The organism is Clostridium sp. UBA4395 (genome assembly GCF_002390995.1).
Classification (GTDB): domain Bacteria; phylum Bacillota; class Clostridia; order Clostridiales; family Clostridiaceae; genus Clostridium_J; species Clostridium_J sulfidigenes.
The window spans coordinates 1-23206 of the sequence record NZ_DGRF01000064.1; the positions used below are offsets into that span (position 1 = coordinate 1).

Annotated in this window: 23 protein-coding genes and 1 riboswitch; of the genes, 14 read left to right on the plus strand and 9 right to left on the minus strand. The window is 29.1% G+C overall.

Annotation, left to right across the window (positions count from 1 at the left end):
* Positions 1 to 43 precede the first annotated feature (43 nt).
* Together B2694_RS11640 and B2694_RS11645 are read left to right on the plus strand one after the other, a co-directional pair.
* Entirely contained in the window at positions 44 to 397 is a 354-nt protein-coding gene (locus tag B2694_RS11640; protein ID WP_346885888.1) for a YxeA family protein, read from the plus strand.
* An 85-nt stretch (positions 398 to 482) separates the two neighbouring features.
* Complete coding sequence (locus tag B2694_RS11645) at positions 483 to 1010, plus strand: DUF5662 family protein (protein WP_346885889.1); 528 nt, start codon at positions 483 to 485, stop codon at positions 1008 to 1010.
* A gap of 54 nt (positions 1011 to 1064) precedes the next feature.
* On the opposite strand, the gene B2694_RS11650 is transcribed toward B2694_RS11645, so the two are convergent.
* Genes B2694_RS11650 through B2694_RS11660 form a run of 3 tightly spaced genes read right to left on the minus strand, consistent with a single transcriptional unit; the run spans position 1065 to position 3662 of the window.
* Positions 1065 to 2396, minus strand: coding sequence for a hypothetical protein (locus B2694_RS11650; protein ID WP_346885890.1), 1332 nt, complete (start codon positions 2394 to 2396; stop codon positions 1065 to 1067).
* Positions 2378 to 3286 carry an ATP-binding cassette domain-containing protein gene (locus tag B2694_RS11655; RefSeq protein WP_035131669.1) on the minus strand — a complete coding sequence of 303 codons (909 nt, stop codon included), beginning with the start codon at positions 3284 to 3286 and terminating at the stop codon, positions 2378 to 2380. The genes B2694_RS11650 and B2694_RS11655 overlap by 19 nt, the downstream gene beginning before the upstream one ends.
* A gap of 1 nt (position 3287) precedes the next feature.
* Positions 3288 to 3662, minus strand: coding sequence for a GntR family transcriptional regulator (locus tag B2694_RS11660; RefSeq protein ID WP_346885891.1), 375 nt, complete (start codon positions 3660 to 3662; stop codon positions 3288 to 3290).
* A 768-nt stretch (positions 3663 to 4430) separates the two neighbouring features.
* Here B2694_RS11660 and B2694_RS11665 point away from each other — a divergent pair.
* The 4 genes from B2694_RS11665 to B2694_RS11680 all read left to right on the plus strand — a co-directional run bounded on the left by B2694_RS11665 (position 4431) and on the right by B2694_RS11680 (position 8973).
* Positions 4431 to 5936 (plus strand): YfcC family protein, encoded by a 1506-nt coding sequence (locus tag B2694_RS11665; protein WP_035131673.1) that lies wholly within the window; start codon positions 4431 to 4433, stop codon positions 5934 to 5936.
* A gap of 311 nt (positions 5937 to 6247) precedes the next feature.
* The gene (locus B2694_RS11670) at positions 6248 to 8155 is read left to right on the plus strand and encodes an OPT family oligopeptide transporter (RefSeq protein WP_346885892.1); all 1908 of its coding nucleotides are present in this window, start codon (positions 6248 to 6250) and stop codon (positions 8153 to 8155) included.
* 96 nt (positions 8156 to 8251) lie between these two features.
* Positions 8252 to 8620 (plus strand): PqqD family peptide modification chaperone, encoded by a 369-nt coding sequence (locus tag B2694_RS11675; protein ID WP_150843980.1) that lies wholly within the window; start codon positions 8252 to 8254, stop codon positions 8618 to 8620.
* Positions 8620 to 8973, plus strand: a complete 354-nt coding sequence (locus B2694_RS11680) for a hypothetical protein (protein ID WP_346885893.1) — start codon at positions 8620 to 8622, stop codon at positions 8971 to 8973. Before B2694_RS11675 ends, B2694_RS11680 begins: the two co-directional genes overlap by 1 nt.
* 68 nt (positions 8974 to 9041) lie before the next feature.
* Here B2694_RS11680 and B2694_RS11685 read toward each other — a convergent pair whose 3' ends face one another.
* A complete protein-coding gene (locus B2694_RS11685) occupies positions 9042 to 9452 on the minus strand; it encodes a hypothetical protein (RefSeq protein ID WP_346885894.1) in 411 nt (136 codons plus the stop codon).
* A gap of 256 nt (positions 9453 to 9708) precedes the next feature.
* Positions 9709 to 9904, plus strand: a riboswitch (cobalamin riboswitch).
* 246 nt (positions 9905 to 10150) lie between these two features.
* Between B2694_RS11685 and B2694_RS11690 the strand changes: the two genes are divergently transcribed.
* From B2694_RS11690 to proC, 4 genes are all read left to right on the plus strand, one after another.
* Entirely contained in the window at positions 10151 to 10348 is a 198-nt protein-coding gene (locus B2694_RS11690) for a hypothetical protein (protein ID WP_346885895.1), read from the plus strand.
* A 214-nt stretch (positions 10349 to 10562) separates the two neighbouring features.
* Positions 10563 to 11474 (plus strand): trans-4-hydroxy-L-proline dehydratase activase, encoded by a 912-nt coding sequence (locus tag B2694_RS11695; RefSeq protein ID WP_349679315.1) that lies wholly within the window; start codon positions 10563 to 10565, stop codon positions 11472 to 11474.
* Between the two features lie 3 nt (positions 11475 to 11477).
* On the plus strand, positions 11478 to 13850 hold the full coding sequence (gene hypD, locus B2694_RS11700) for a trans-4-hydroxy-L-proline dehydratase (RefSeq protein ID WP_346885897.1): 2373 nt from the start codon (positions 11478 to 11480) through the stop codon (positions 13848 to 13850).
* Between the two features lie 240 nt (positions 13851 to 14090).
* Positions 14091 to 14891 (plus strand): pyrroline-5-carboxylate reductase, encoded by an 801-nt coding sequence (gene proC, locus B2694_RS11705; protein ID WP_346885898.1) that lies wholly within the window; start codon positions 14091 to 14093, stop codon positions 14889 to 14891.
* Between the two features lie 173 nt (positions 14892 to 15064).
* Here the strand turns inward: proC and B2694_RS11710 are convergent, their stop codons facing one another.
* From B2694_RS11710 to B2694_RS11720, 3 genes are all read right to left on the minus strand, one after another.
* Complete coding sequence (locus B2694_RS11710) at positions 15065 to 15571, minus strand: hypothetical protein (protein WP_346885899.1); 507 nt, start codon at positions 15569 to 15571, stop codon at positions 15065 to 15067.
* Between the two features lie 77 nt (positions 15572 to 15648).
* A complete protein-coding gene (locus B2694_RS11715) occupies positions 15649 to 16341 on the minus strand; it encodes a hypothetical protein (protein ID WP_346885900.1) in 693 nt (230 codons plus the stop codon).
* Between the two features lie 24 nt (positions 16342 to 16365).
* Positions 16366 to 17769 carry a hypothetical protein gene (locus tag B2694_RS11720; protein ID WP_346885901.1) on the minus strand — a complete coding sequence of 468 codons (1404 nt, stop codon included), beginning with the start codon at positions 17767 to 17769 and terminating at the stop codon, positions 16366 to 16368.
* A 336-nt stretch (positions 17770 to 18105) separates the two neighbouring features.
* Here B2694_RS11720 and B2694_RS11725 point away from each other — a divergent pair, with 336 nt between their 5' ends.
* Complete coding sequence (locus tag B2694_RS11725; protein ID WP_346885902.1) at positions 18106 to 19527, plus strand: hypothetical protein; 1422 nt, start codon at positions 18106 to 18108, stop codon at positions 19525 to 19527.
* A gap of 63 nt (positions 19528 to 19590) precedes the next feature.
* On the opposite strand, the gene B2694_RS11730 is transcribed toward B2694_RS11725, so the two are convergent.
* On the minus strand, positions 19591 to 20127 hold the full coding sequence (locus B2694_RS11730; RefSeq protein ID WP_346885903.1) for a nitroreductase family protein: 537 nt from the start codon (positions 20125 to 20127) through the stop codon (positions 19591 to 19593).
* A gap of 140 nt (positions 20128 to 20267) precedes the next feature.
* The gene (locus tag B2694_RS11735; RefSeq protein WP_346885904.1) at positions 20268 to 20651 is read right to left on the minus strand and encodes a hypothetical protein; all 384 of its coding nucleotides are present in this window, start codon (positions 20649 to 20651) and stop codon (positions 20268 to 20270) included.
* 202 nt (positions 20652 to 20853) lie between these two features.
* Here B2694_RS11735 and B2694_RS11740 point away from each other — a divergent pair, with 202 nt between their 5' ends.
* From B2694_RS11740 to B2694_RS11750, 3 genes are all read left to right on the plus strand, one after another.
* Positions 20854 to 21483, plus strand: coding sequence for a site-2 protease family protein (locus tag B2694_RS11740; protein WP_346885905.1), 630 nt, complete (start codon positions 20854 to 20856; stop codon positions 21481 to 21483).
* A gap of 325 nt (positions 21484 to 21808) precedes the next feature.
* The gene (locus B2694_RS11745; protein ID WP_346885906.1) at positions 21809 to 22273 is read left to right on the plus strand and encodes a pyridoxamine 5'-phosphate oxidase family protein; all 465 of its coding nucleotides are present in this window, start codon (positions 21809 to 21811) and stop codon (positions 22271 to 22273) included.
* 177 nt (positions 22274 to 22450) lie between these two features.
* On the plus strand, positions 22451 to 23128 hold the full coding sequence (locus tag B2694_RS11750; RefSeq protein ID WP_346885907.1) for a hypothetical protein: 678 nt from the start codon (positions 22451 to 22453) through the stop codon (positions 23126 to 23128).
* Positions 23129 to 23206 lie beyond the last annotated feature (78 nt).

The window sequence follows — 23206 nt, forward strand, 5'->3', positions numbered from 1 at the left end:
CATATAACTTAACAGAACGAAAGAAACTATAGGAGGATATAAAATGAAAAAATTAATGGGAATTATTGTAAGTATAATAATAGTAGGTGGAGTTTTATTGTTAGTAAGTTCTAACGGTATAATTAATCTAGGTTCAACAAAGTATTACGTTAAAACTGTCAGTGAATATAAGGATATAACAAGTGAGAATAGTGGAGGATACAATACGTATGAGTATAAAATAAATGGGTATGATAAAGATGGAAATGAGAAATTAATTACATTTACAACGTCAAAGATACTAAAGGTTGATAGATATTTAAAGGTATATGTTAAGGGTGAAAAAACAAAGAGTTATGAAGAAGTTGAAATAAAAGAACTACCCGATAAGGTAAAAGAAATCTATAAATTAAATTAGTTTATTATTCAATGTTTTTATTTGAGAAGGAAATTATGTTAATATAGGACTAGGGAAAACATAATTTTTAGGGGATGAAAATACAATGAACGCAATTAATCACTTTAAGACTATAACAAAGCATAAGTTATTAGTTATGAAATACTGCTTTAAGGTGGGGTTATATAAACAAGGAATATTACATGATCTTTCTAAGTACTCTTGGGTAGAATTTTCAGCAGGAATAAAGTATTACAGAGGAGATGTTAGTCCTAATGGAATACAAAAGAAGGTGGAAGGATATTCTAAGGCTTGGCTTCATCATAAGGGAAGAAATAAGCATCACTTAGAATATTGGATTGATTATGGTACGAAAATACAAGATGGAATAGTTGGTATGAAAATTCCCAATAATTATGTAGTTGAAATGTTTATTGACAGAATTTGTGCTTGTATGAATTATGAGAAAGAGAAGTATAAAGATAATTCGGCCTTAATATATTATGAAAGGGGTAAGGATTATCAAATTATTCATGAGAAAAGTAGGGAATTATTAGAGCTTTTACTTAATAAGGTAGCAAGTGAAGGTGAACAGATAACTCTAGATTATATAAAAAAACAGATTTTAAAATAACATAATAAAGCCATCTGAAAGGAGAAATTACTCCTTTCAGATGGCTTTAATTTTTTAGTTTTTAAATTTTGTGCCCTTAGGATAGATTATTTCTATGCTACCATCACTGCTACCAGTCATGTGACCTGCTTTAGATTTAAAGAGGGTTTTCCCTTTAAAGCAATCAAATTGAGACATTGTACCATAGGAGCTAAGAAGAATAACCTTTTGGTTTTCGTCATAAGTATAGTTAATATATAGTTTGTTATCCTCAAGTTTTGCTGTAACTATAGGGTTTTTAAAATAATTAAGATTTATATAGTCCACTTCATTGCAGGGAAGATGGTATTTTACAATAATATTTTCATAAACTTCTTCTATTGAGGAGTCGCTATAGCGAGTAGTAAAAATATTTTCTTCATCTTCATTAAATTGAGTTACTATTTCAATAGGGATATCAGTGTTAAGATTAGTTAGAGATATTTCTATTTCTTTTTCTTCAAAATTTTTAATGGGGTTGTCATTAACAGAGTCTATGGAATCAGATCCCATTTCCCTAGTGCTATTGTATGGATAATTATGGGTGAAAACACTTAAAGATATCATAATGATAAAACAGAAAAGGGCAATTCCACATAAAATAAATCCAGATTTAGTTGTATTTTTAGTCTCAGCTTTATAATATACTATAGTATTATTTATAATTACAGACAAAATAAGTAAAATGATTAGTGTTATAGTACACTTTACAACAAACATACCAAGGGAAGATTCTTTAGTCCAAAAGTTAAAAAGATTTCCAATAGTAATGAACAGAGCTCCATTGTTAAAGAATGCAGCCACTACAAACATTATGAAAGTAATATAGAAATAAATATGAAATTTTTTACTCAAAACATTGATTAACAAAGTCAGGGCAATTAACATGGAGCCATAGAGTAAATTAACTATAAAACCAGAGATTAAGAAAGGTAAATTTATAGGATAAGCAAAAGATATATTAGAATTTAAATTTCCAATTAATGCCCAAATGTTATATTGAATTAGGTATAAAAGTAAAGAAGTTACTGACACTTTTAATAGAGTAATGTAGTTAAACAGAGCATAAGACATAAATCTTGTTTTATTATCCTGGGGAAAAGCTTGATGTTGATTATTGAAGGAGTTATACCACAATAAAGTTCCGATGCTTATACTAATTGCTAGGAAAAGACCATTAGTGGTATAGGTCTGTAGACTGTAGGTAGTTACATCTTTAGAATAAGTGAAAATATCCATAAGAGTTGCGATTAAATCAATTGCAAAAAAGGATGCAAGTAGTATATAAATTATCCAAAGTGCCTTTTTATGCTCTTTTGAGCGTATTTTATATAGATTATTAATATTTTTTAATTGTCTTTTATCCATAACTCCTCCATGCCTCCATTATAATTATTTTCAGTCAGATAAATATATAGCTCTTCTGGACTAATTCTTGAAATATTCAAATTGTTAGTTGATATCTCTATCTCTAAAGATTCTGTAATTAAGCCTTCTATTATTGCAAAGGAGGTTATGTTACTAAAATCTTTATATAGTACTTTTTTATCTTTAATGAAATTTACTAAATTATCAGGATTTCCATCTACTCTATAGGCAGACTCCTTTATAGTATCCATAGCTTCATATAAAACTAAAGACCCATTATTAATTATTACTAGTTCTGAAAGAATATTTTCCAACTCCGATAAAATATGGCTAGAAATAATTATAGTTCGTGGATGTTCTATATAATCTCGTAGTATGATATCATAAACAGATTTACGAGTTTTAATATCCATGCCTAGAATTGGTTCATCAAACATGGTAACCTTGGCACGACAGGAAATACCACATATAAAGTTAAACAAACTTCTCATACCTTGAGATAAATTTTTATACTTAATTTTCATTTTAAGATTAAAATGTTTTAAAAGGTTTTCTGCAAACTTAAGGTCGAAGTTAGGGTACATCATATTATAATACTCAACAATTCTACCTAGACATAAGTTAGATTCATAGGACATATTATGATAGCTATATACAATTTCCTCTAATACCGATAAATTATCCATGGGGTCTTCGCCTAAAACCATTAATTCTCCTTCAGTTTTCTCAATTAGACCTGCGCATAGTTTCATAAAAGTAGTTTTACCTGAGCCATTACTACCGATTAAACCTATGAGTTGATTTTCATTTATTTCTACAGATAGATTATCGATAGCCACCTTAGATTTATATCTTTTAAAAAGATTTCTAGCTATAATGCAAGAAGTCATATTATTCATCCTCCTTATAGTGTTTTTTTATAGTTTCAAGTACATAATCTTGAGATAAGTCTAATTTTTTTGCTGTATTGACTAGATCTTTTACCAGTTTTTCGAAGGTTTCATTTTTCCTTCTATTCATAATTTTTTTCTTTGCATTGGGAGTTATAATCATAGCTAATCCTCTTTGTTTTTCAAGAATACCTCTTCCTACTAATAAATTAATTCCCTTAGCTGCAGTAGCAGGGTTAACTGTAAGCTCTTTGGCGATTACTAATTGAGAGTAGCAAGTACCACTTTCTTCTAAAGTTCCACTAAGAATATCATCTTCAATAGCATTTGCAATTTGAACATATATAGGAACTAGGCTATTTACATCTATTTTCAAGGGTAAACCTCCTTTGTTTCAGGTGCTACATTACATGGGTAATGTAGTATTGTACTTTTAGTATATTATCATTAGGAATTAATGTCAATTCTTTAAAAAAAATAATTAAAATATAAAACGATAATACTTTTATAATATAAATTCAAAACTTATAAAAATGAACATAGAATGAACAAAAATATGAATATACAGGTGTAATACTGAGAATTAATAAGAAATAAGGGGGAAAAAGGGGAAAAAGAGCGAATATGATACTTTATTTTTTTGTGATTTTATAGTAATATAATTATAGAATATCGATAAATATTGACTCTTAAAGTCAAAATTTGTTGGATTTATATCTAAAATCTTAAAGTACATAGGACAAGCTATTATTTATATGTGTAAAGAAAGTTATGAGTATAATATACAATATAAAATTATTATGAAATAAATAAAGAAATTGATAAGATGGAAATGCTGGGAGTTATAGAATTTATGCCTGAAATGGCTAAAAATTTTTTCATGATTCTGAAAACGTTTAAAGGGTGATGAGGGCTAGAGTCTTAAATTAAAGCATAAAAATTCTTAATTCATAGGATAATTATACAAAAATATATGAGAAATTCTCATTATTTCATAAAAGTGTGTATATTTAAGAGCATGTTACTAATGGAAAATCTTTATTAGCTTATGAATAAAATATTAACTATGTGCTTAAAGTAGATATAAATAATTTAAGCTACTATATGTGGCAAGCACTAATACTAAATTATTGGAGGGATTTACATGGCAAAGAATAAAAGGAAATTATCATTTCCAACTGCTTTTACAGTATTAATTATAGTATTGCTTTTAGCAGCAGCGCTAACTTATGTGATACCAGCTGGTTCATATTCAAAGTTATCTTATAATGCAGATAGCACTGTGTTTGAGATTACTGCTCCCAATGGAGATATAAAAGAAATGCCTGGTACTCAAGAAACTTTAGATGAACTTAAGGTTACTGGTGACATTTCTAAATTTGAAGATGGTAGTATTAATAAACCAGTAGCTATACCAGGTACTTATGAAAAAGTTGAACAAAGTCCACAAGGTATAATTGATATAATTCTATCACCTATTAACGGAGTATATGATACTATAGATATAATTTTATTTGTATTTATTATAGGTGGAGTTATTGGAGTATTAAATAACATTGGTGCATTTAATGCAGGGATTGCAAGTCTTTCAAGATTAACTAAAGGAAAAGAATACATATTGATAGTATTTATTACTTTCTTGATTTCTCTTGGAGGTACTACATTTGGACTGGCAGAGGAAACAATAGCTCTGTATCCAATAATGGTTCCGGTATTCTTAGCTGCAAACTATGATGTTATGGTATGTATTGCAGCAATATACATGGGTTCTTCTATAGGAAGTATGTTCTCAACAGTAAATCCATTCTCAGTAGTTATAGGCTCTAATGCTGCTGGAATAAGCTTTACAAATGGACTTAACTTCAGAATTATTGCTTTTGTTCTTGGTACTTTAATTACTATAATATATATTTTAAGATATGCTAAGAAAGTTAAAGCAGATCCAAGTAAATCATTAACATTTGCAGACAAAGAAAAAATTGAAGCTAAATTTGCTAGTCAAGGAGAAGCACCAGAATTAACTTTAAGATTCAAAATTATATTGTTAATATTCCTTTTAACCTTTGTAGTTATGATTTATGGAGTTTCTTCTTTGGATTGGTGGTTCGCAGAAATGACAGCTCTATTCTTAGTAACTGGTATAATTATTGGATTCCTATCAAAATTAGGGGAGAAAGAGTTTGTAAACCAATTCGTAACTGGAGCTGCTGATTTAATGAGTGTTGCATTAGTTATAGGAGTTGCTAGAAGTATTAACCTTGTATTAGAAAATGGTATGATTTCTGATACAATACTTAACTTCTTCTCTAATGCTATAGCAGGTATGAATGGAAATATATTTATAGTACTAATGCTTTTAATATTTATAGTACTTGGATTCTTTATTCCTTCTTCATCAGGACTGGCTGTTCTATCTATTCCAATTATGGCTCCTCTTGCAGATTCAGTTGGACTTTCAAGAGATGTTATAATTTCAGCCTATGTATACGGATTAGGATTAATTTCCTTTATTACACCAACAGGATTAATTCTTGCAACATTAGAGATGGTTGATGTAACTTATGACAAGTGGTTAAAATTTATCATGCCTCTAATGGGATATATAGCAGCATTTAGTGCAATAATGCTATTAATACAAGTTAACTTTTAATATGAAATAGTAAAAACTTATAGAAAATATAAAATTTTAAAATATACCTCCTAGGATATGCTAATTATAGCCTATCCTAGGGGGTATTTTATATATATGATAGTTATTTCTTTTGATTTAGAAATACAAGAAATAAAAATTGTTATAGTTAAATATTTAACATAAATAATAATTTATAAAAAATATTAACTATAAGTAGTATATTAGTTATAAGTTTCATAAAAAATAATATAATGTAATATAGCATATTGTAAAACAAAACAAGGGGTGCTACAATATGTAATAAGATGAATATATAGGGAGGGAATTTGATGAAAAAAGAAGACAGTTTTAAGCCGTTCATTTCTGCTGAAAAAGTCGTACCCGAATTTACATTAACATCTATTATTTTAGGAATTTTACTGGCAGTACTTTTTGGTGGAGCCAATGCTTACTTAGGTCTTAGAGTTGGTATGACAGTATCAGCTTCAATTCCAGCAGCGGTTATCTCAATGGGAGTTATACGCGTTATTCTAAGAAAAGACTCCATTCTTGAAAACAACATAGTTCAGACAATTGGTTCTGCTGGTGAATCACTTGCAGCTGGAGCAATTTTCACATTACCAGCATTATTTATGTGGGCATCAGAATGGGGAACAGAAGCACCATCTTTACTGGAAATTGGAATTATCGCACTTTGTGGTGGTGTACTCGGTATTTTATTTATGGTACCACTTCGTAAAGCTCTTATTGTTGAAGAACATGGAGTGCTTCCATATCCAGAAGGAACTGCTTGTGCAGAAGTTCTACTTGCTGGTGAACAGGGAGGAGCAAAATCTTCTACAGTGTTTGCAGGTCTTGGAATAGCTGCATTATACAAATTTATTGCTGATGGATTAAAGTTATTTCCAAGTGAAGTACATTATGAACTTACAGGCTATAAGGGATCTGGAGTAGGTATAGATGTACTTCCAGCACTAGCAGGAGTAGGTTATATATGTGGACCTAAGATATCTGCATACATGCTATCTGGTGGAATAGTTGCATGGTTTGTATTAATGCCATTAATTAGTTTATTTGGTGGAGATGCAGTTATATACCCAGGTGCAGATCCTATAAGCGCTATGGATTCTTTTACAATTTGGAGTAAATATATTCGTTACATCGGTGCAGGTGCTGTTGCAATGGGTGGTATTTTAAGCTTAGTGAAGTCTCTACCATTAATTGTAAAAACTTTTAGGCAAGCGATGAAGAGCTACGGTAGAAGTAACACTATTAGTGACCTTAGAACAGAACAAGACTTACCTATGAAAGGTATTTTAGCAGCTTGCTTAATAATTATTATATTAATGTGGCTAGTACCTGTAATTCCTGTAAATCTAGTTGGTGCAATTATAATTGTAGTATTTGGATTCTTCTTTGCTACAGTATCTTCTAGAATGGTAGGATTAGTAGGAAGTAGTAATAACCCAGTATCAGGAATGGCAATTGGAACATTATTGTTTGCAACAATTATTTTAAAAGCTACAGGAACTATTGGACAAGAGGGTATGACTGCTGCAATCGCAATTGGTTCAATTATATGTATTATAGCAGCTATTGCTGGTGATACATCACAGGACTTAAAAACTGGTTATATCATTGGTTCAACACCTAAGAAACAACAAATTGGTGAGTTAATTGGAGTTCTAGTATCTGCCATAGCTATTGGTGGAGTATTATACCTATTAAATAAGGCATGGGGTTATGGTTCTACAGAATTACCAGCGCCACAGGCAACATTAATGAAGATGGTAGTAGAAGGTGTAATGGAAGGAAATCTTCCTTGGGCACTAGTATTTGCAGGTGCAGGTATTGCAATTGTAATTGAGATACTAGGAATTCCTGTATTACCATTTGCAGTAGGTCTTTATTTACCAATTCACTTAAGTACACCAATCATGGCTGGTGGATTAGTAAGATTATACTTTGATAAGAAGAAAAATATTTCAGAAGAAGAAAGAGGTCAAGTTGTTGAAAATGGTATATTATATACATCAGGTTTAATTGCGGGTGAAGGATTAATTGGTATTTTACTTGCAGTATTTGCAATTATCCCAATTGGAGCATCTACTCTTGGTGATGTAATTAATATTTCAGAAACTATAAGTTTAGGTAATATAGGTGGGTTAATCTTCTTCTTGTTCTTAATATTCACAATTTTCAAATTCAGTATGTCTAAAAAGAAGATTAGAAAATAAAAATTATACCTTGCAATAATCTATTGAAATAAAAAATAAGTTATCCGACCTAGGTGAAACCTAGGCCGGATATTATTTAATAGGAAGTGAATAGTCATGTTGAATAAAGAAAATAATGCACAGAAGGAAAATTATTTAGATTACATTCCAAAGAAAAATGAAGAATACACTTGGTCTTTAAATGAAAAAAAACTAGTAGTAGTAGATATACCTAATAAAGGACTTCATAATAGAATTGCTCAAAAATTCTTCCACAAACCTAAAGTTAGCCATATAGAGCTAGATGCCTATGGAACTTTTATATGGAATTATATCGATGGAATGAATACAATTTTTGGTATTTCGGAAGAGGTAAAAAAACACTTTGGTAAAGAAGCAGAGCCTTTACTAAACCGTTTAGTAAAATTTTTTCAAATTCTTCACGAGAATAAATTTATTCTTTACCTAGGGAAGGAGAATAAATAATGCCAATTAGAATTCAAACAATTATAGGTATTTTATTATTTGCAGTAGCTACTGCTATTATATATGCATGGGGACTAAAAAAATCAGGTGCACAACAGAAGGATCTTTTACAAATTTTATATAGTAAAGGTGCACAAAAAGTAATTAAGAAGTTAAAAACACAAAAGTATATTACAAAATCGGAAATAGAGCAAGAAGTTTTAGGAGTTACAGCGTCCCAATTTTATAGCAGAAAAAAAGCTGTAGTCACTGACAAAAAAGAATTTACAAGAACTTTAATAGAATTTATGATGAATAAAAATCTTATTATGGAAGATATTGAGAGTAATAAAAGGGTATATAAATTAAGATAATAAAAATAAATTAAATATAATAAAAGTGTGCACAATCATAGGATTTTGCACACTTTTTATATAACTAATTATAAAGTTTTTGGTGGTTTTCCCCAAAGAGTTTCATTTACTGCTCTTACAGTTTTAGTAAACTTTTGACAAGTAACAGAAATTTCTATTTTTTCTTCTGGAGATAACCTTTCACTAGAGAATAATCTCTTTAATCCATAACCAAAGCCTAAGGTTCCAAAACCGAATTGCATTTCTGGAATTCTACCTTTGCCTAGATTCATATCCATAGGTTTTTGATTTTTTAGTATATCCTGCTTAGTTTTTTCAGGATGTTTATCCCAGAAGTATTTATATTCAGGATTTAATTTATAAGCAGTTTCATGAACTTCCTTAAATAAAGTAAACTTTACATAAATATTATTCATGGCATTTTCTAATCTTTTTCTTGCTTTTGCATTTGCTTTTTCAATCTTTTTTTCCTTTGACATTAAAATTCCTCCAAAATCCCTATATGTATATTATAATAATACTCAAACAAATAATAAGTTATAAATATCATTATATATAGAATTCTTTACAAATGCAAACTTTTACAGCTCAGAAGAAAAGAAAGTTATTACAATATAAACTCTAATTTAATCTAGTGTGATTGTATAATTATATAGATTAGTTTAAAAGATAATAAGAAAGATAATTTTGCATATTGATTATTATATATCAATTATGTTATTATATAGTTGAGAACAATATAAATGACTGTTTGGTTTCCTTAGGGAATTAATAGGGAAGTTAGTGAGAATCTAACACAATCCCCGTTGCCGTATTGGATGATGATATAAGCTGGATATTTTTAAAATATCAACCACTGACATTATGTTGGGAAGGTGCTTGTAGAATATGAATCTTAAGTCGGAAGACCTGCCTAATGGTTAAAGCAATGTCCTTTCGGGTAGAAGAGGTAATAATGCACTTTTTATATTAAAATTTATATTTTAAATGATAATAATAAATAATATAAGATGTGATTTCACGTTAATCTAGGTTGGAGTAATTCAAAGCATTTAGGTTAGCGGGTTTGTTATGCATATTAAAAATCTCTACTTATCAATGTAAGTGGAGGTTTTTTTATGAAAAAGGACTATGGCTTTACTATTTATATTAATAAATATAGAAAGGAAGTCGTAAAATGAAACTAAAAAATAAAATCTTATACCTAATAGTAATGTTAAGTTATGCTAGGTCAAATGTAACTGCATTTGCAGAAGGTGGATCAAATCCTAAGGCAGAAAGTTCTCCATGGATTTATTTATTCTTAATAGCATTGGTAGTAGTTTTAATATTTCAGTTGATCTATCCATTAAAAAAACATAGTAAGAATAAATAATTTAAATTGCTAGTGCCTAATATGAAATTTAGGTGCTAGCTTTTTATTATCATGTATTATGATTAATTAATAACATATTTATGAAAGTATATTATTTGACATTGGATATAATAAATTTTATAATTAAAGTGAAAATATAATTAAATAAATTCATAAATATGAATTTATTTTAAGGGTGTAAATTTTATTTATCAATGTGAGTGGAGGTGATATGTTGAATTTGCCAAAGATTATTAATATTCAAAAGTATTCTATCCATGATGGGAATGGAATTCGTACCACCATTTTTTTCAAGGGATGTCCACTATCTTGTCTATGGTGTCATAATCCAGAAAGTCAAAATTATAGTGAAGAACTTATGTACAATGAAGAAGAATGTACAGGGTGTATGGCATGTATAGACATTTGTCCTCAAAGGGCAATTTCAAAGGAAGAAAAATGCGTTGTTACAGATAAAATCAAGTGTGACCTTTGTAAGAAATGTATTGACTATTGTGTAAATAATGCTCGTGAAATTGTGGGGAAAGAATATACAGCAGCACAGCTTGTTAAGGAAGCAGAAAAAGATAGAATGTTTTATGAGGAATCAAGTGGAGGGATTACATTATCTGGCGGAGAGGTTATGACTCAAAACATGGACTATATAGAAGAATTATTAAAAAAGTTGAAGAAAAAGGGATATAACATTGCCATTGATACTTGTGGTCAAGCTCCCTACGAAAATTATAATAGAATACTTAAGTATGTAGATACTTTTTTATATGATATAAAACTTATGGATAATGAAAAGCATATAAAATATATAGGAAAGTCTAATAATCTTATTCTTGAAAACTTAAGAAAGTTAAGTGAAGCTGGAGCAAATATCAATATAAGGATACCCTTGGTAGAAGGGGTTAATGCAGATGATGAATCTATAGAAGAATTAATAAAATTTTTAAAGAACAATATAAATGTACATAAGATAAATTTACTTCCTTATCATAATACAGGGAAGAGCAAATATGAAAGACTTCAAAAGGTCTATGAAGGAGTTAACTTTGAAGCGCCTAGTAAAGAAAGATTGGAGACTATAAAGGGGAAATTTGAAAAGGCTGGATTTATAAATATAAAAATAGGAGGTTAATTCATGGAAAGAGGCATGAATGAAAGAATAAAAAAATTAAGGACTCAAAGTGTAAACACTGTTCCTCATATATATATGGAGAGAGCTAAGCTAATGACTGAGGCCTATAAGAAGTATGAAGGTTCTGTATCAATTCCAGAAATGAGAGCTTTAGCATTTAAGTATTTTATGGAGAACAAAACTTTATGCATTAATGATGGGGAACTTATAGTTGGAGAAAAAGGAGATGGACCACAGGCAGCTCCAACATTTCCAGAACTATGTTGTCATACCCTTGAAGATATGCACATAATGAATGATAGAGAATTAATTTGCTTTAAAGTAAATGAAGAGGATTTAATAACTCAAGAGGAAGAAATTATTCCTTACTGGGAAAAAAGATCTATTAGAAATAAAATTATAAATGCCATGAGTGATAAGTGGAAGTCATGTTATGAAAGTGGAATTTTTACTGAGTTCATGGAGCAAAGAGGTCCAGGTCATACAGTAGGCTCTGAAAATATATACAAAAAAGGATTCTTAGATTATAAAAATGAAATTAAGGAAGCTATATGTAAATTGGATTTTTTAAATGACAAAGAAGCATTTTCTAAAAGAGAGCAACTAAATGCTATGAGTATTAGCTGTGATGCTATTATGATTCTAGGAGACAGATATGCTAAATATGCTAGAGATCTAGCTAGCAAAGAAACAGATGCTATAAGAAAAAAGGAGCTGCTTCAAATTGCAGAGAACTGTGAAGTAGTACCAGCTCATGCTCCAAGGACTTACTGGCAAGCAATGCAGATGTATTGGTTTGTTCATTTAGGAGTAACTACAGAATTAAATCCTTGGGATGCATATAGTCCAGGAAGACTTGACCAACACTTAAATCCTTTCTATGAAAGAGATGCAGAGGAAGGTTTTTTAGATGAAGATAAGGCTAAGGAACTTTTGGAATGTCTATGGATTAAGTTTAATAATCAACCATCACCTCCAAAGGTAGGAGTAACCTTAAAGGAAAGTGGTACCTACACTGACTTTGCTAACATTAACACTGGTGGAATTACACCTGAAGGGCAAGATGGAGTAAATGATATAAGTTATTTAATCCTAGATTGCATGGATGAAATGCAGCTACTTCAGCCAAGCTCCAATGTACAAATCAGTAAGAAAACCCCTAAGAGATTCCTAAAAAGGGCTTGTGAAATCTCTAGAGAGGGATGGGGTCAACCTGCCTTTTATAATACAGAGGCCATTGTACAAGAACTTCTTAATGCAGGTAAATCCATAGAGGATGCAAGAAGAGGTGGTACTAGTGGATGTGTTGAAACTGGAGCATTTGGAAATGAAGCTTATATTTTAACAGGATACTTTAACCTACCGAAGATATTAGAATTAACATTATTTAATGGATATGATAAAGTAAGTGGTAAGCAACTAGGATTAGAATTAGGATATGCTAAGGACTTTAAAAACTATGAAGAGTTATTTAGTGCTTATAAAAAACAAATAGAATATTTTGCCGATATAAAAATAGAAGGAAGTAATATCATTGAAAAAATATATGCAGATTATATGCCTGCACCTTTTCTTTCAATTATAACTAATGATTGTATAAGAAAAGGAAAAGACTACAATGCAGGGGGAGCTCGTTACAATACTAACTATATACAAGGGGTTGGTATAGGAACTATTACTGATTCTCTAGCTGCTATAAAATATAATGTCTATGATAAAAAGAAATTTACCATGGGAAAATTGATAGAAGCCATAGAAAATAACTTTAAAGGCAATGAGATAATTGCAAATCTAGTTAGAAATAAAACTCCCAAATACGGTAATGACGATGATTATGCTGATGAAATCATGACATCAGTATTTGATGCGTATAATAAAATAATAACTGGTAGACCAAATGTTAAAGGTGGATGTTATAGAATCAATATGCTACCTACAACTTGTCACGTTTACTTTGGAGAGGTGATGATAGCTAGTGCGAATGGGCGGCTTGCTCATAAACCAGTATCAGAAGGGATATCACCTGAAAAGGGAGCAGATACAAATGGACCAACAGCAGTTATAAAATCAGCATCTAAGATGGATCATCTAAGAACTGGAGGAACTCTTTTAAACCAAAAATTCAATCCAAGTGTAGTAGCAGGAGAAGAAGGACTAGACCACATGGCTAACTTAGTAAGAGCTTACTTCAATATGGATGGACATCATATTCAATTCAATGTAATTGATAGAGAAACCTTAATAGAAGCTCAAAAACATCCTGAAGATTACAAGGATTTAATAGTAAGAGTTGCAGGTTACAGTGACCACTTCAGAAATCTAAGCAAAGAACTTCAGGATGAAATAATAAACAGAACAGAACAGCGATTCAACTGACGCTCTAAATCTTTGATTTAGTTAGCGGAAGTTACTCCACCGAGTGAATGGGAGGCGGAGTGTCCTTTTAAAAGGTAAAATCTATGATTTGGTTAGTGGAAGTTACTCCTTCAAACCTATGTGAGAAGGAGTGTCCTTTTAAAAAAGAGAATCTTTGATTTAGTTAGCGGAAGTTACTCCACCGAGTTAATACCAGGTGGAGCATATTATAAAAAATATAAATATAAAGGAGTCTTTAAAATGGCAATGAAGTTAGGATTTATTGGTTGTGGCAATATGGCAAAAGCTATGATCGGAGGAATTATTTCATCTAAGATTCTTAGTGCAGAGGAAATTATAGCTTCTGATTCATATGCTGAAGGATTAGCTAACACAAATAAGGAGCTAGGCATAAATATTACTGCTGATAATAAAGAAGTAGTAATGAATAGTCATGTGGTAGTTTTATCTATTAAGCCTCAATATTATGATAATGTAATTAAAGAAATTTCATCTGTGATTAAGGATGAAACTATTGTAGTAACTATAGCACCAGGTCAAAGTCTTGAAAAATTACAAGGTCAATTTGGAAGAGCTGTGAAGATAGTTAGAACTATGCCAAATACCCCAGCTCTTGTAGGAGAAGGAATCACTGGAGTGTGTAAAAATGCTTTAGTGAGTGAAGAAGAATTAAATTATATATGTAATATTTTAAGTGGATTTGGGAAGGCAGAAGTTGTAGAGGAAAGAATGATGGATGCTGTGATGGCTGTAAGTGGAAGTTCACCAGCTTATGTATTTATGTTTATAGAAGCCATGGCGGATGCAGCAGTAATGCAAGGAATGCCAAGAGACAAAGCTTACAAATTTGCAGCTCAAGCAGTTTATGGCAGTGCTAAGATGGTAATGGAAACAGGTAAACATCCAGGAGAATTAAAGGATATGGTATGTTCTCCAGGAGGCACGACTATAGAAGCAGTAAGAGTTTTAGAAGAAAGAGGTTTACGTAGCAGTGTCATTGAAGCTATGAAGGCATGTGTAGAAAAGGCGGGGAAAATGTAGATTTATTAAAGTTATCTTCTGTCTATTGATATTCCCAACATGTTAAGTATTATCACTCTTTAATATGTTACAGTAGACAGTTAACCTTAAATTACAACACACAAATAATGAAAAAGAACTATAGAAAGGATATATGTCCTTCCTATAGTTCTTTTTGAATATTATTAGAAGTACTATTTTCTAGGTTTTATGCTAAGGTTTATAGTATATGATAGTTCGCCCTCATCTAGGTATAAACCATATATCATAATAGTGTAAATAGATTCGTAGTTAGGACTTAATTTTCGTAAATAAGCATCATGATTTTCACTTTCTTCATATATACTTTTAAATTGTAAAAAATCTTCATATCTAATAACTTCCTCTCCAAAAAAGTTATTTAATGCTTTACCACTTTCATAACAATCATTAAAAGCATTTTCAGTAAGCTCAGAAAGGTCCCATCTACTACTTGTGGTATTTTTTAGGATGTGGTTATTATTAGTAGTAGAAGAAATAAAGTAAAATTCATGATAAGCGTTATCTATATGGCTAAGCCATTTTTTATCATCTTCAGACTTAGAAGTAGGCTTCCACTCGCATGTAATATAGTTACAGTCTTTATCTATATTATAATAGGGTAAATTTTTACCCATTGCATCATGTATTTTTTTTTCAGTTTCTAATGTATATGATTCCATTATGTTGCTATATTTATTATAATAAATTATTGTTCCAGATATTAGAATTATAATGAAGAGTAATAATTTTTTTCTCATTATTGTACCTCATTTTTTAAAATAAATTTTTTTAGTCTTCTATATTTTTTATATTTAGATGTTATAATAAAAGTTTTACGTTTGGATTTTTTTTCTGTTTCACTATGTTCTATTCCATCAGTCTTTAGAACAATATAACCTCTTCTATTCTCTACAACTGAAAAATTTTGCATTTCAAAGTTCATAACTAAGGTAGGTCCATTATTGCTAACTTTTGTACATGCATCTAAAGTTTGAGGATTTCTCTTAGATTTTTCATTTGTTAATTTTTTCAATAGAGTGTTGCTAAATATTTTTTTAAATAATGAAGGTGACTTTGTGCTCTTGCTGTAATCTTCATATTCATATGCGAATAAGATATTTTTATCATAATCAATAGCATAGACTAAGCTTTCAGCAGGTTCATATAAATGACCATAAAATATATCTATAGGTACATGCTTGGAAACCTTAAATCTAACTATAAGTATAATAATAGCAATCAAAGTCAAAACAGTAGCACTTAAAACTGCAGTACCTATAAATATGGGTTCTAAAAAGTCATTAAGGATACCTTCTTTTATATATTCATTCTTAATAAAACTTACACATACAAGCATCGCTAGCACTTCTATAGGTATCATTAATATTAGTGCCATAACCCATTCAGCTATATTATCTATGTTACTATGTATATAAAACTTTTTTACCAATAAGATCCCCCCTATATAGTTAAATTACTCCAAAAATCCTCTAGTCTTATTAGTGGAATTCTTATAAGGTGGTATAACAACCTTATCTCTATTCAAATATTTTCGTATTATATTGCCTGATCTACTACAAGAATAAAAAAAAGCCAGTAAATTTATAATAGATAAACCGGGAATAAACCCAAATTCAATATTTGCTTTTATAACGCCTAAAATAAGACACAAGACTATAAGATAAAGTGCAAGATTAGAACTTAAAAACCTATAATGAGATAATTTATGTCCTATACCAAAATAGTAATAAGAAAAGCAAGTTAACCCGAAAACAATAGCTATAATACAACTTATATAGGAAAATTTCTCTATATATGATGAGGAGAATATTTTTGTTATTATAAATAATATTAATGAAGATATTGTTAATCCTATTAAATATTGCAATTCTGAACTGAAACAGCAAATTTCTAATTTGCATTTTTTAAATCTAATGATTAAGGCTTTTAAGGAAGTTAAAAGTCCAATTATAACTAATATAAATAATATATTTAAAATAAGATCATTAAAGTAATAGTGAGTTTTAAGAATTAATCCTATAGAAGAGTAAAGTTCAAATAATAAGATGATAGAGAGTCCAATACACCCCCAAAAGCCAATAGAAAGATAGCTGAAGTCTTCTGGAGATTCTTTTTCTTTCTCAGGGGATTCACAATATTCCTCTATATCTGGTAGTGAGAACTTTTCAGTTATTTCATTAATAAAGTCACCATTATAAAAAGTATCATAGATATGAAATTCCTTATAATATCTTTGGAAATAGTTAGGACTTATGGTGTCTATTATTTCCTTCGCAGAGTTAGGTGATAAATCACAACAATAATTAATACCCGTAATTGAGTAAAGTTTTGAAAACGTATTATATTTGATTTTAGTAATACTATTTAAATCAATGTATTTCACATTAATAGTAAAATCAGTTCTAGTTAAATCATTTGGACTTAACTTTATTAAAATATTACCCCTTATGAAAAAATCTGTATTCTCATCAAGATGAAAATAAGCATGTTTATCTGGGTTTGCAAATAAAAGACAAATAATTAGAGGAACGAGACAAAAGCCTGCACCTAGCCCTAATGTATTCCAAAAAATTTCTCCTTCAAAAAAATAAGTGTAAGCAAATGGGAATATAAAACATATAAATGCAATTATTAGTAAAATATTCATTACAGGTCTTCTAACTTTTTTATCCCTAGGATATAGATAAGTATTATGAATCTCTTCTATAGCTTTTATTTTACAAATAGAGGATTCTAAATAATTATCAGAATTGTACCTTAGGTATTCACATACATCATTAAATTTAGATAAATTTTCACATATTATAGCAGTCCTTATATCAGAATGAGACATACCTACACGTTTACCCCCAATCATAATAAAATTTTAAAATTAAAGTAAGCATTCTATTTATATTGTACATCCTATTTATATATTGTCAATATTTATGTGAAAATGAAAAAAAATGAAGTATAAGGAAAGTGGAAAAGGTTATTATTAATTTCAAAGTATTAAAGTTTCTTTGGAATTATAGAATTATTTAATATCAAACAATTTATTTTATAACTAAAGAATTAAATAATTATAATTAAGCTTTAGAAGTATTATAAATATAAAAATTTATTATAATTATGAAATAGCTTCACATATAATTTTACTTTGGAATACATTAATAATGATAAGCTTTTAAATGAATTAAAAAGGAGTTTTAGAATGTTAAATGATATGGATGAGAAAGTAAATTCAAATAATATTTATCCCTTTGAATTTAATAATGGACAGAATCATAAAGATGTAAAATATACAGTTACTAATGATGGATATATTATAATGTTTCTTAAAAATGAGATAATTATTGGGCTCAAAGAGACTGATGGTGTAACAACACTTAATTACGATGAAGAACAATTAAAGGAAACTAAGAATACTGAAACTATTAATTTTTTTAAGATATTACTTAAGAATTCATTACCAGATGTTGAAATCATAGGAGAAGGTGAAGGTGATGAAAAGAAAAATTATTTTGATTTTGATGTACCCAATGAAGAAGTTATAGATGTACCTACTTATTCACAAATAAGGTATAAAGGAATTTATCACGGTATAGATTTATGTTTTGACTTTAATAATGGGGAGCTAGATTATAAATTTATACTTCAGCAAGGAACAAATCCAGAAATTATTAATATGACTTTTGAAGGCATAGACAGCATTAAATTAGATAGAGATAAAAATGCAGAAGTTAATATAAAAGAATGTAAGTTATCAGTTCTAAAATCTAGTGCTTATCAAAGTTATAGTGAAATAAATATAGAAGTAGCTAGTGAATTTAAGATTGAGGGAAATAGTTTATATATAGGTGTAGGTCATTATGATAAAACTCTTCCTCTAGTTATTAAATCAGCACTGTCATACTTCACATATATGAGAGGAGAAAGTGATAGTATGGAATATATAGTAGAAAATGATAGCATAGAAAATATTGAAGTAAAGGATATAACAAATTCTTCTGATATAATGTCTGATAGCCAAGGTGATTTAGCAGTGGGGGAACAAAAAGAATCCATGATTAAAGGGGAAAGCGATGACTGTGAATTGAATATTTTGGATAGGGGACATCATAAAAAACCAGACGTTGAAGATGTTTATAATATTATTACAAATCCACGTTATGGATTAGCAGAGATAAAAAGAGAAGTTAGAGCTATAGAAAGAAATGTTAAGGAGACCATATGTAGATTAGAAGCTAGAAATAGAGAAATTCAATGTAAACTGGACTGTATAATAGCTTGTATGAATTGTAAAAGCAAGTTTGCTTTAACTACTGGTAGAGTAAGAAGAGAATGTAGAATAGCTAATTTATTTATTAATATAAGAAATAATTCTAGGACCTCAGTAGAATTAGAAATACGCAGAAAAAATATATGTAATGATAAATGTAGAGTTTGCACTATTTGTATAACAGTTGGACCATGCTCATGTAGGGAAGTTATTTTCCGTAACATTCCAGATACCTATGAAATAGAAATTAGGGGAGTTACAGAAGATGTAAGAATAAGAGTAACGGAAGTATGTTGTGGAGATAATGGTTCTAGCAGACCAATAAGATTATGTAGAATACCTGATCCAAGTTAAAACTAACTATTTTATAATTTTAATAAAAGGCTAACTCAGAATTTTGAGTTAGCCTTCTTATAATTACTCTATTACTTTTAAAATAGTATCTGCAAACTTACGTTTTGGCATTGCTACTTCTTCATCAAAATACCCAATAGGAATAACTGAAACAATTTCCTCTGTATCAGGGATTCCAACAATTTCAGTTACCTTTGCTTCATCAAAGATACCTAGAATAACTGTACCTAGACCTAGTTCTTTAGCTTTTAGTAAGAAAATCATGTTAGATAATCCGCAATCATACATTTGCCAACCATCACCCTTAGCAGAGTCAAAGCCACCATCACGAGTATAACCAGATCTAAATTTAACTACACTAGATACTATAATAACAGGAGCGCTTTTACATGAAGGTTTATTAAAGTCAGGCATTGCGTCTATTATTGCTTCCTTTACTTTAGCATCTTTAATTGCATAGTAACGAGTTACTTGAGAATTTTTCCAAGACGGAGCATAAGCAGCAGCGTTTACTATCGCCTCTATAATATCATTACTTACTTCTTTTGAGTTAAAGTTACGAATACTTCTTCTTGTTTCTATACACTTTTGAAATTCCATAATCAAACATCCTTTAATCTTTCTGTTTATATTTAGTTTTATAAGATTTAGATAAAATAATCAATCTTTTTTAAATTACCAAATCTAAGAAAAACTTAATTTCATTATCTATTATAGTATAGGATAGCAAGGCCATGCAACTAAGAATTTTTTCTTTTTAAAATTATACGTAAATAAATGTAATAAATTAATAGTAATAATAATAAAATAACTACTACAAATATAAAGTAAGTCCCTTCAGTAAAATATTTTGATGAATAGGGATAAAAAACCAATAGTGAACCTGTTATCAAATGAAATAATCCTTCTAACCTAAGGTATTTTTTTCTATTATCTATTACATATTTTCTTTCAGTATACTTTATAGAGCGTTTTAGATTCCAATTAGGTTTATTTAAAAAAGCGCATACACTTATATATATATAGTAGAAACCAGGTAAGGTAAGTATATAATTTGAATCAAGTTTTAAAACTAAAATTAGTATTCCACTAATAATAAGAACTAAAATTGTTATTATATCCATAAAAATCTCCTTTATTATTTTATAATCATACAACCATATTATATATTATATAGTAAAAAATAGAAAAGGACAATGATGATAAAATAATACTAATATGTGAACATAATAAATTACTTATTGAAAATGTAACAAATAAATAATAATATACTATATAAAGAAGCAATATGTAGTAAAATAGGAATTCAAAAGGAGCAAAGTAATTATGAATATAAAAGAACTAATTTATCTTATACCGGCTATTCTTATTGCAGTATCTCTTCATGAATTTGCCCATGGTTATGTGTCATATAAGCTAGGAGACCCAACACCAAAGGTAACAGGACGTCTTTCGCTAAATCCATTAGCACATTTGGATCCAGTAGGAACACTATGCCTTTTATTCTTTCGATTCGGATGGGCAAAACCTGTACAAGTAAACCCATATTATTATAAGGATAAAAGAAAGGGCATGGCACTGGTAGGATTAGCAGGTCCTATGATGAACTTTTTAATAGCTCTTATATGCGCTTTTGTTATAGAAATAATTCTAAAAGTCACAGGAGGTTATGGTGGAGATGTGATTTTGTTCATATTCAATCTTCTTAATTATACTTATATAATCAACATAGGACTAGGCGTGTTTAATTTGATACCATTTCCACCACTAGATGGTGCCAAAATTATTGGAGCTTTATTACCAGAGGAGAAATACTTTAAGTTTATGAAGTATGAAAGATATGGTCAATTAATTATATTTGCGTTACTAATGTTTAATTTTTTAGATATCCCGTTAGACATGGCGAGAAAAGGAGTAGACAGTATTATTTGGGGCATTGTGAATCTAGTTATATAATTTAATTACATTATAATTGAGATTAGACAAGGAAGTTTTCTGATTTTTAAATATAAAAAAGGATTCGTTAGATTAGTTTAATTAAGAGTTAAAAAGATTGTAAGTAAGTTTTGGACTTATATTTTATTGAAGGATAAGATAAAGTTATATCGAATATATGCATAGGAAACTATCACATAGTTTCCTATTTAAAATTTTTAAAAGTTATATATATAAAATTTTAAAATGTTAACTATTTAAATAGTTGTTGTCACCATGGGGCTTTAGAGGATTTTCATGGTTAAATTAGGTGATTTTATAAATAAGATTTAAAGGAGATATTTATATGTTTAAAGAAATGAGAAAAAAGGATAGAGAAGTTCTTGGTGAGGATATAGAAAAAATTTTAACTAATGGAGAATATGGAGTTTTAGCAACGATTAGTGAAAATGGATATCCTTATACTGTACCATTAAGCTATGTTTACCAAGATAACTCAATATATTTTCACTGTGCTAAAGAAGGGCATAAGCTTGATAATATTGAAAAAAATCACAAAGTATCCTTTTGTGTTGTTACAGATACTGAAGTATTACCAGGAAAGTTTAGTACAAATTACAAAAGCATCATAGCTTTTGGAGAAGCAAAGGAACTAACTGGAGTTCTAAAGAGAGATATTTTATTTAAATTTATTGAAAAATATTCTAAAAGCTTCATAGAAGAAGGTAAAAGATATATTGAAAGAGCACAAGATAGTGCAAAAATAGTAGAAATTAAAATAGAACACATTACTGGGAAATCAAGAGGATAATAAGGTTAATAAAATTAAGATTAATAGTGTAATCTTAATTATTAAAATGCTATGTTGAGAACAACATAGCATTTCTATTTAGCTAGTATTTAATAAATTACTTATATATACATTATATTGAAGTAAATGTTATAATTACAACATATATTAGTCATAACATTAAATGGAGGAATAAAGTTGAAATGTAATGAATTAACTGAGTATATAGTAGAAAAATTAATTGCTCAGAAATTAGTGATAAAAGATAGATGCTTGATAGTAGGAATTGATGGACAAGGATGTTCAGGAAAATCCACTTTATCTCAAAATATTAAAAATTCTTTAGTAAAGTCAGGAATAAAGGCTGAAGTAGTTTCAATTGATGACTTCTGTAATAAAAGAGATATACGCTACTCTGGTGAATTACCATGTTGGGAACAACACTATTATAACAACTTTGACTATATGAAATTTGAAAGAGATATTTTAAAAAAAGCCAGAACAGCAGGGAAAATAGAATTTAGTGATTTTGTTTTAGATACACTAGAGGATGAATATACAAAAAAATTAGATATTTCCTTAGATAGTGAAGGGATACTCATAATTGAGGGTATATTTATATTTAAAAATGAATTTAAGAAATATTATGATTATAGTATTATGATTATAATTGAAATAGATGAACAATTAAGACGTGCTTCTGAAAGAGATATATTTAAGAATGTTAACTTGAAAATGTTATTAAACAAATATAATGATAGGTATATTCCAGCATATAAATTATATGAAACCATTGATATACCTTGTTCCTTTGTAGATTTAATTATAGATAACACAAAGATAGATATGCCTAATATAGTTAAACAAAGAAAATAAGGTTTAATAATAATTAAAAATGGCAAATTGCAATAACAAATTGAACTAATTTATTAAATTCCATAATTAACCAAAGGT

What these genes read in the sequence shown, in the direction of transcription:
- proC (WP_346885898.1), top strand. Translation starts at nt 14,091, where the DNA reads ATGGCAATGAAGTTAGGATTTATTGGTTGTGGCAATATGGCAAAAGCT.
- B2694_RS11745 (WP_346885906.1), top strand. Translation starts at nt 21,809, where the DNA reads ATGTTTAAAGAAATGAGAAAAAAGGATAGAGAAGTTCTTGGTGAGGAT.
- B2694_RS11735 (WP_346885904.1), bottom strand. Translation starts at nt 20,651, where the DNA reads ATGGATATAATAACAATTTTAGTTCTTATTATTAGTGGAATACTAATT.
- B2694_RS11645 (WP_346885889.1), top strand. Translation starts at nt 483, where the DNA reads ATGAACGCAATTAATCACTTTAAGACTATAACAAAGCATAAGTTATTA.
- B2694_RS11720 (WP_346885901.1), bottom strand. Translation starts at nt 17,769, where the DNA reads ATGATTGGGGGTAAACGTGTAGGTATGTCTCATTCTGATATAAGGACT.
- B2694_RS11675 (WP_150843980.1), top strand. Translation starts at nt 8,252, where the DNA reads ATGTTGAATAAAGAAAATAATGCACAGAAGGAAAATTATTTAGATTAC.
- B2694_RS11725 (WP_346885902.1), top strand. Translation starts at nt 18,106, where the DNA reads ATGTTAAATGATATGGATGAGAAAGTAAATTCAAATAATATTTATCCC.
- hypD (WP_346885897.1), top strand. Translation starts at nt 11,478, where the DNA reads ATGGAAAGAGGCATGAATGAAAGAATAAAAAAATTAAGGACTCAAAGT.
- B2694_RS11690 (WP_346885895.1), top strand. Translation starts at nt 10,151, where the DNA reads ATGAAACTAAAAAATAAAATCTTATACCTAATAGTAATGTTAAGTTAT.
- B2694_RS11650 (WP_346885890.1), bottom strand. Translation starts at nt 2,396, where the DNA reads ATGGATAAAAGACAATTAAAAAATATTAATAATCTATATAAAATACGC.
- B2694_RS11710 (WP_346885899.1), bottom strand. Translation starts at nt 15,571, where the DNA reads ATGGAATCATATACATTAGAAACTGAAAAAAAAATACATGATGCAATG.
- B2694_RS11670 (WP_346885892.1), top strand. Translation starts at nt 6,248, where the DNA reads ATGAAAAAAGAAGACAGTTTTAAGCCGTTCATTTCTGCTGAAAAAGTC.
- B2694_RS11740 (WP_346885905.1), top strand. Translation starts at nt 20,854, where the DNA reads ATGAATATAAAAGAACTAATTTATCTTATACCGGCTATTCTTATTGCA.
- B2694_RS11665 (WP_035131673.1), top strand. Translation starts at nt 4,431, where the DNA reads ATGGCAAAGAATAAAAGGAAATTATCATTTCCAACTGCTTTTACAGTA.
- B2694_RS11685 (WP_346885894.1), bottom strand. Translation starts at nt 9,452, where the DNA reads ATGTCAAAGGAAAAAAAGATTGAAAAAGCAAATGCAAAAGCAAGAAAA.
- B2694_RS11640 (WP_346885888.1), top strand. Translation starts at nt 44, where the DNA reads ATGAAAAAATTAATGGGAATTATTGTAAGTATAATAATAGTAGGTGGA.
- B2694_RS11655 (WP_035131669.1), bottom strand. Translation starts at nt 3,286, where the DNA reads ATGACTTCTTGCATTATAGCTAGAAATCTTTTTAAAAGATATAAATCT.
- B2694_RS11730 (WP_346885903.1), bottom strand. Translation starts at nt 20,127, where the DNA reads ATGGAATTTCAAAAGTGTATAGAAACAAGAAGAAGTATTCGTAACTTT.
- B2694_RS11680 (WP_346885893.1), top strand. Translation starts at nt 8,620, where the DNA reads ATGCCAATTAGAATTCAAACAATTATAGGTATTTTATTATTTGCAGTA.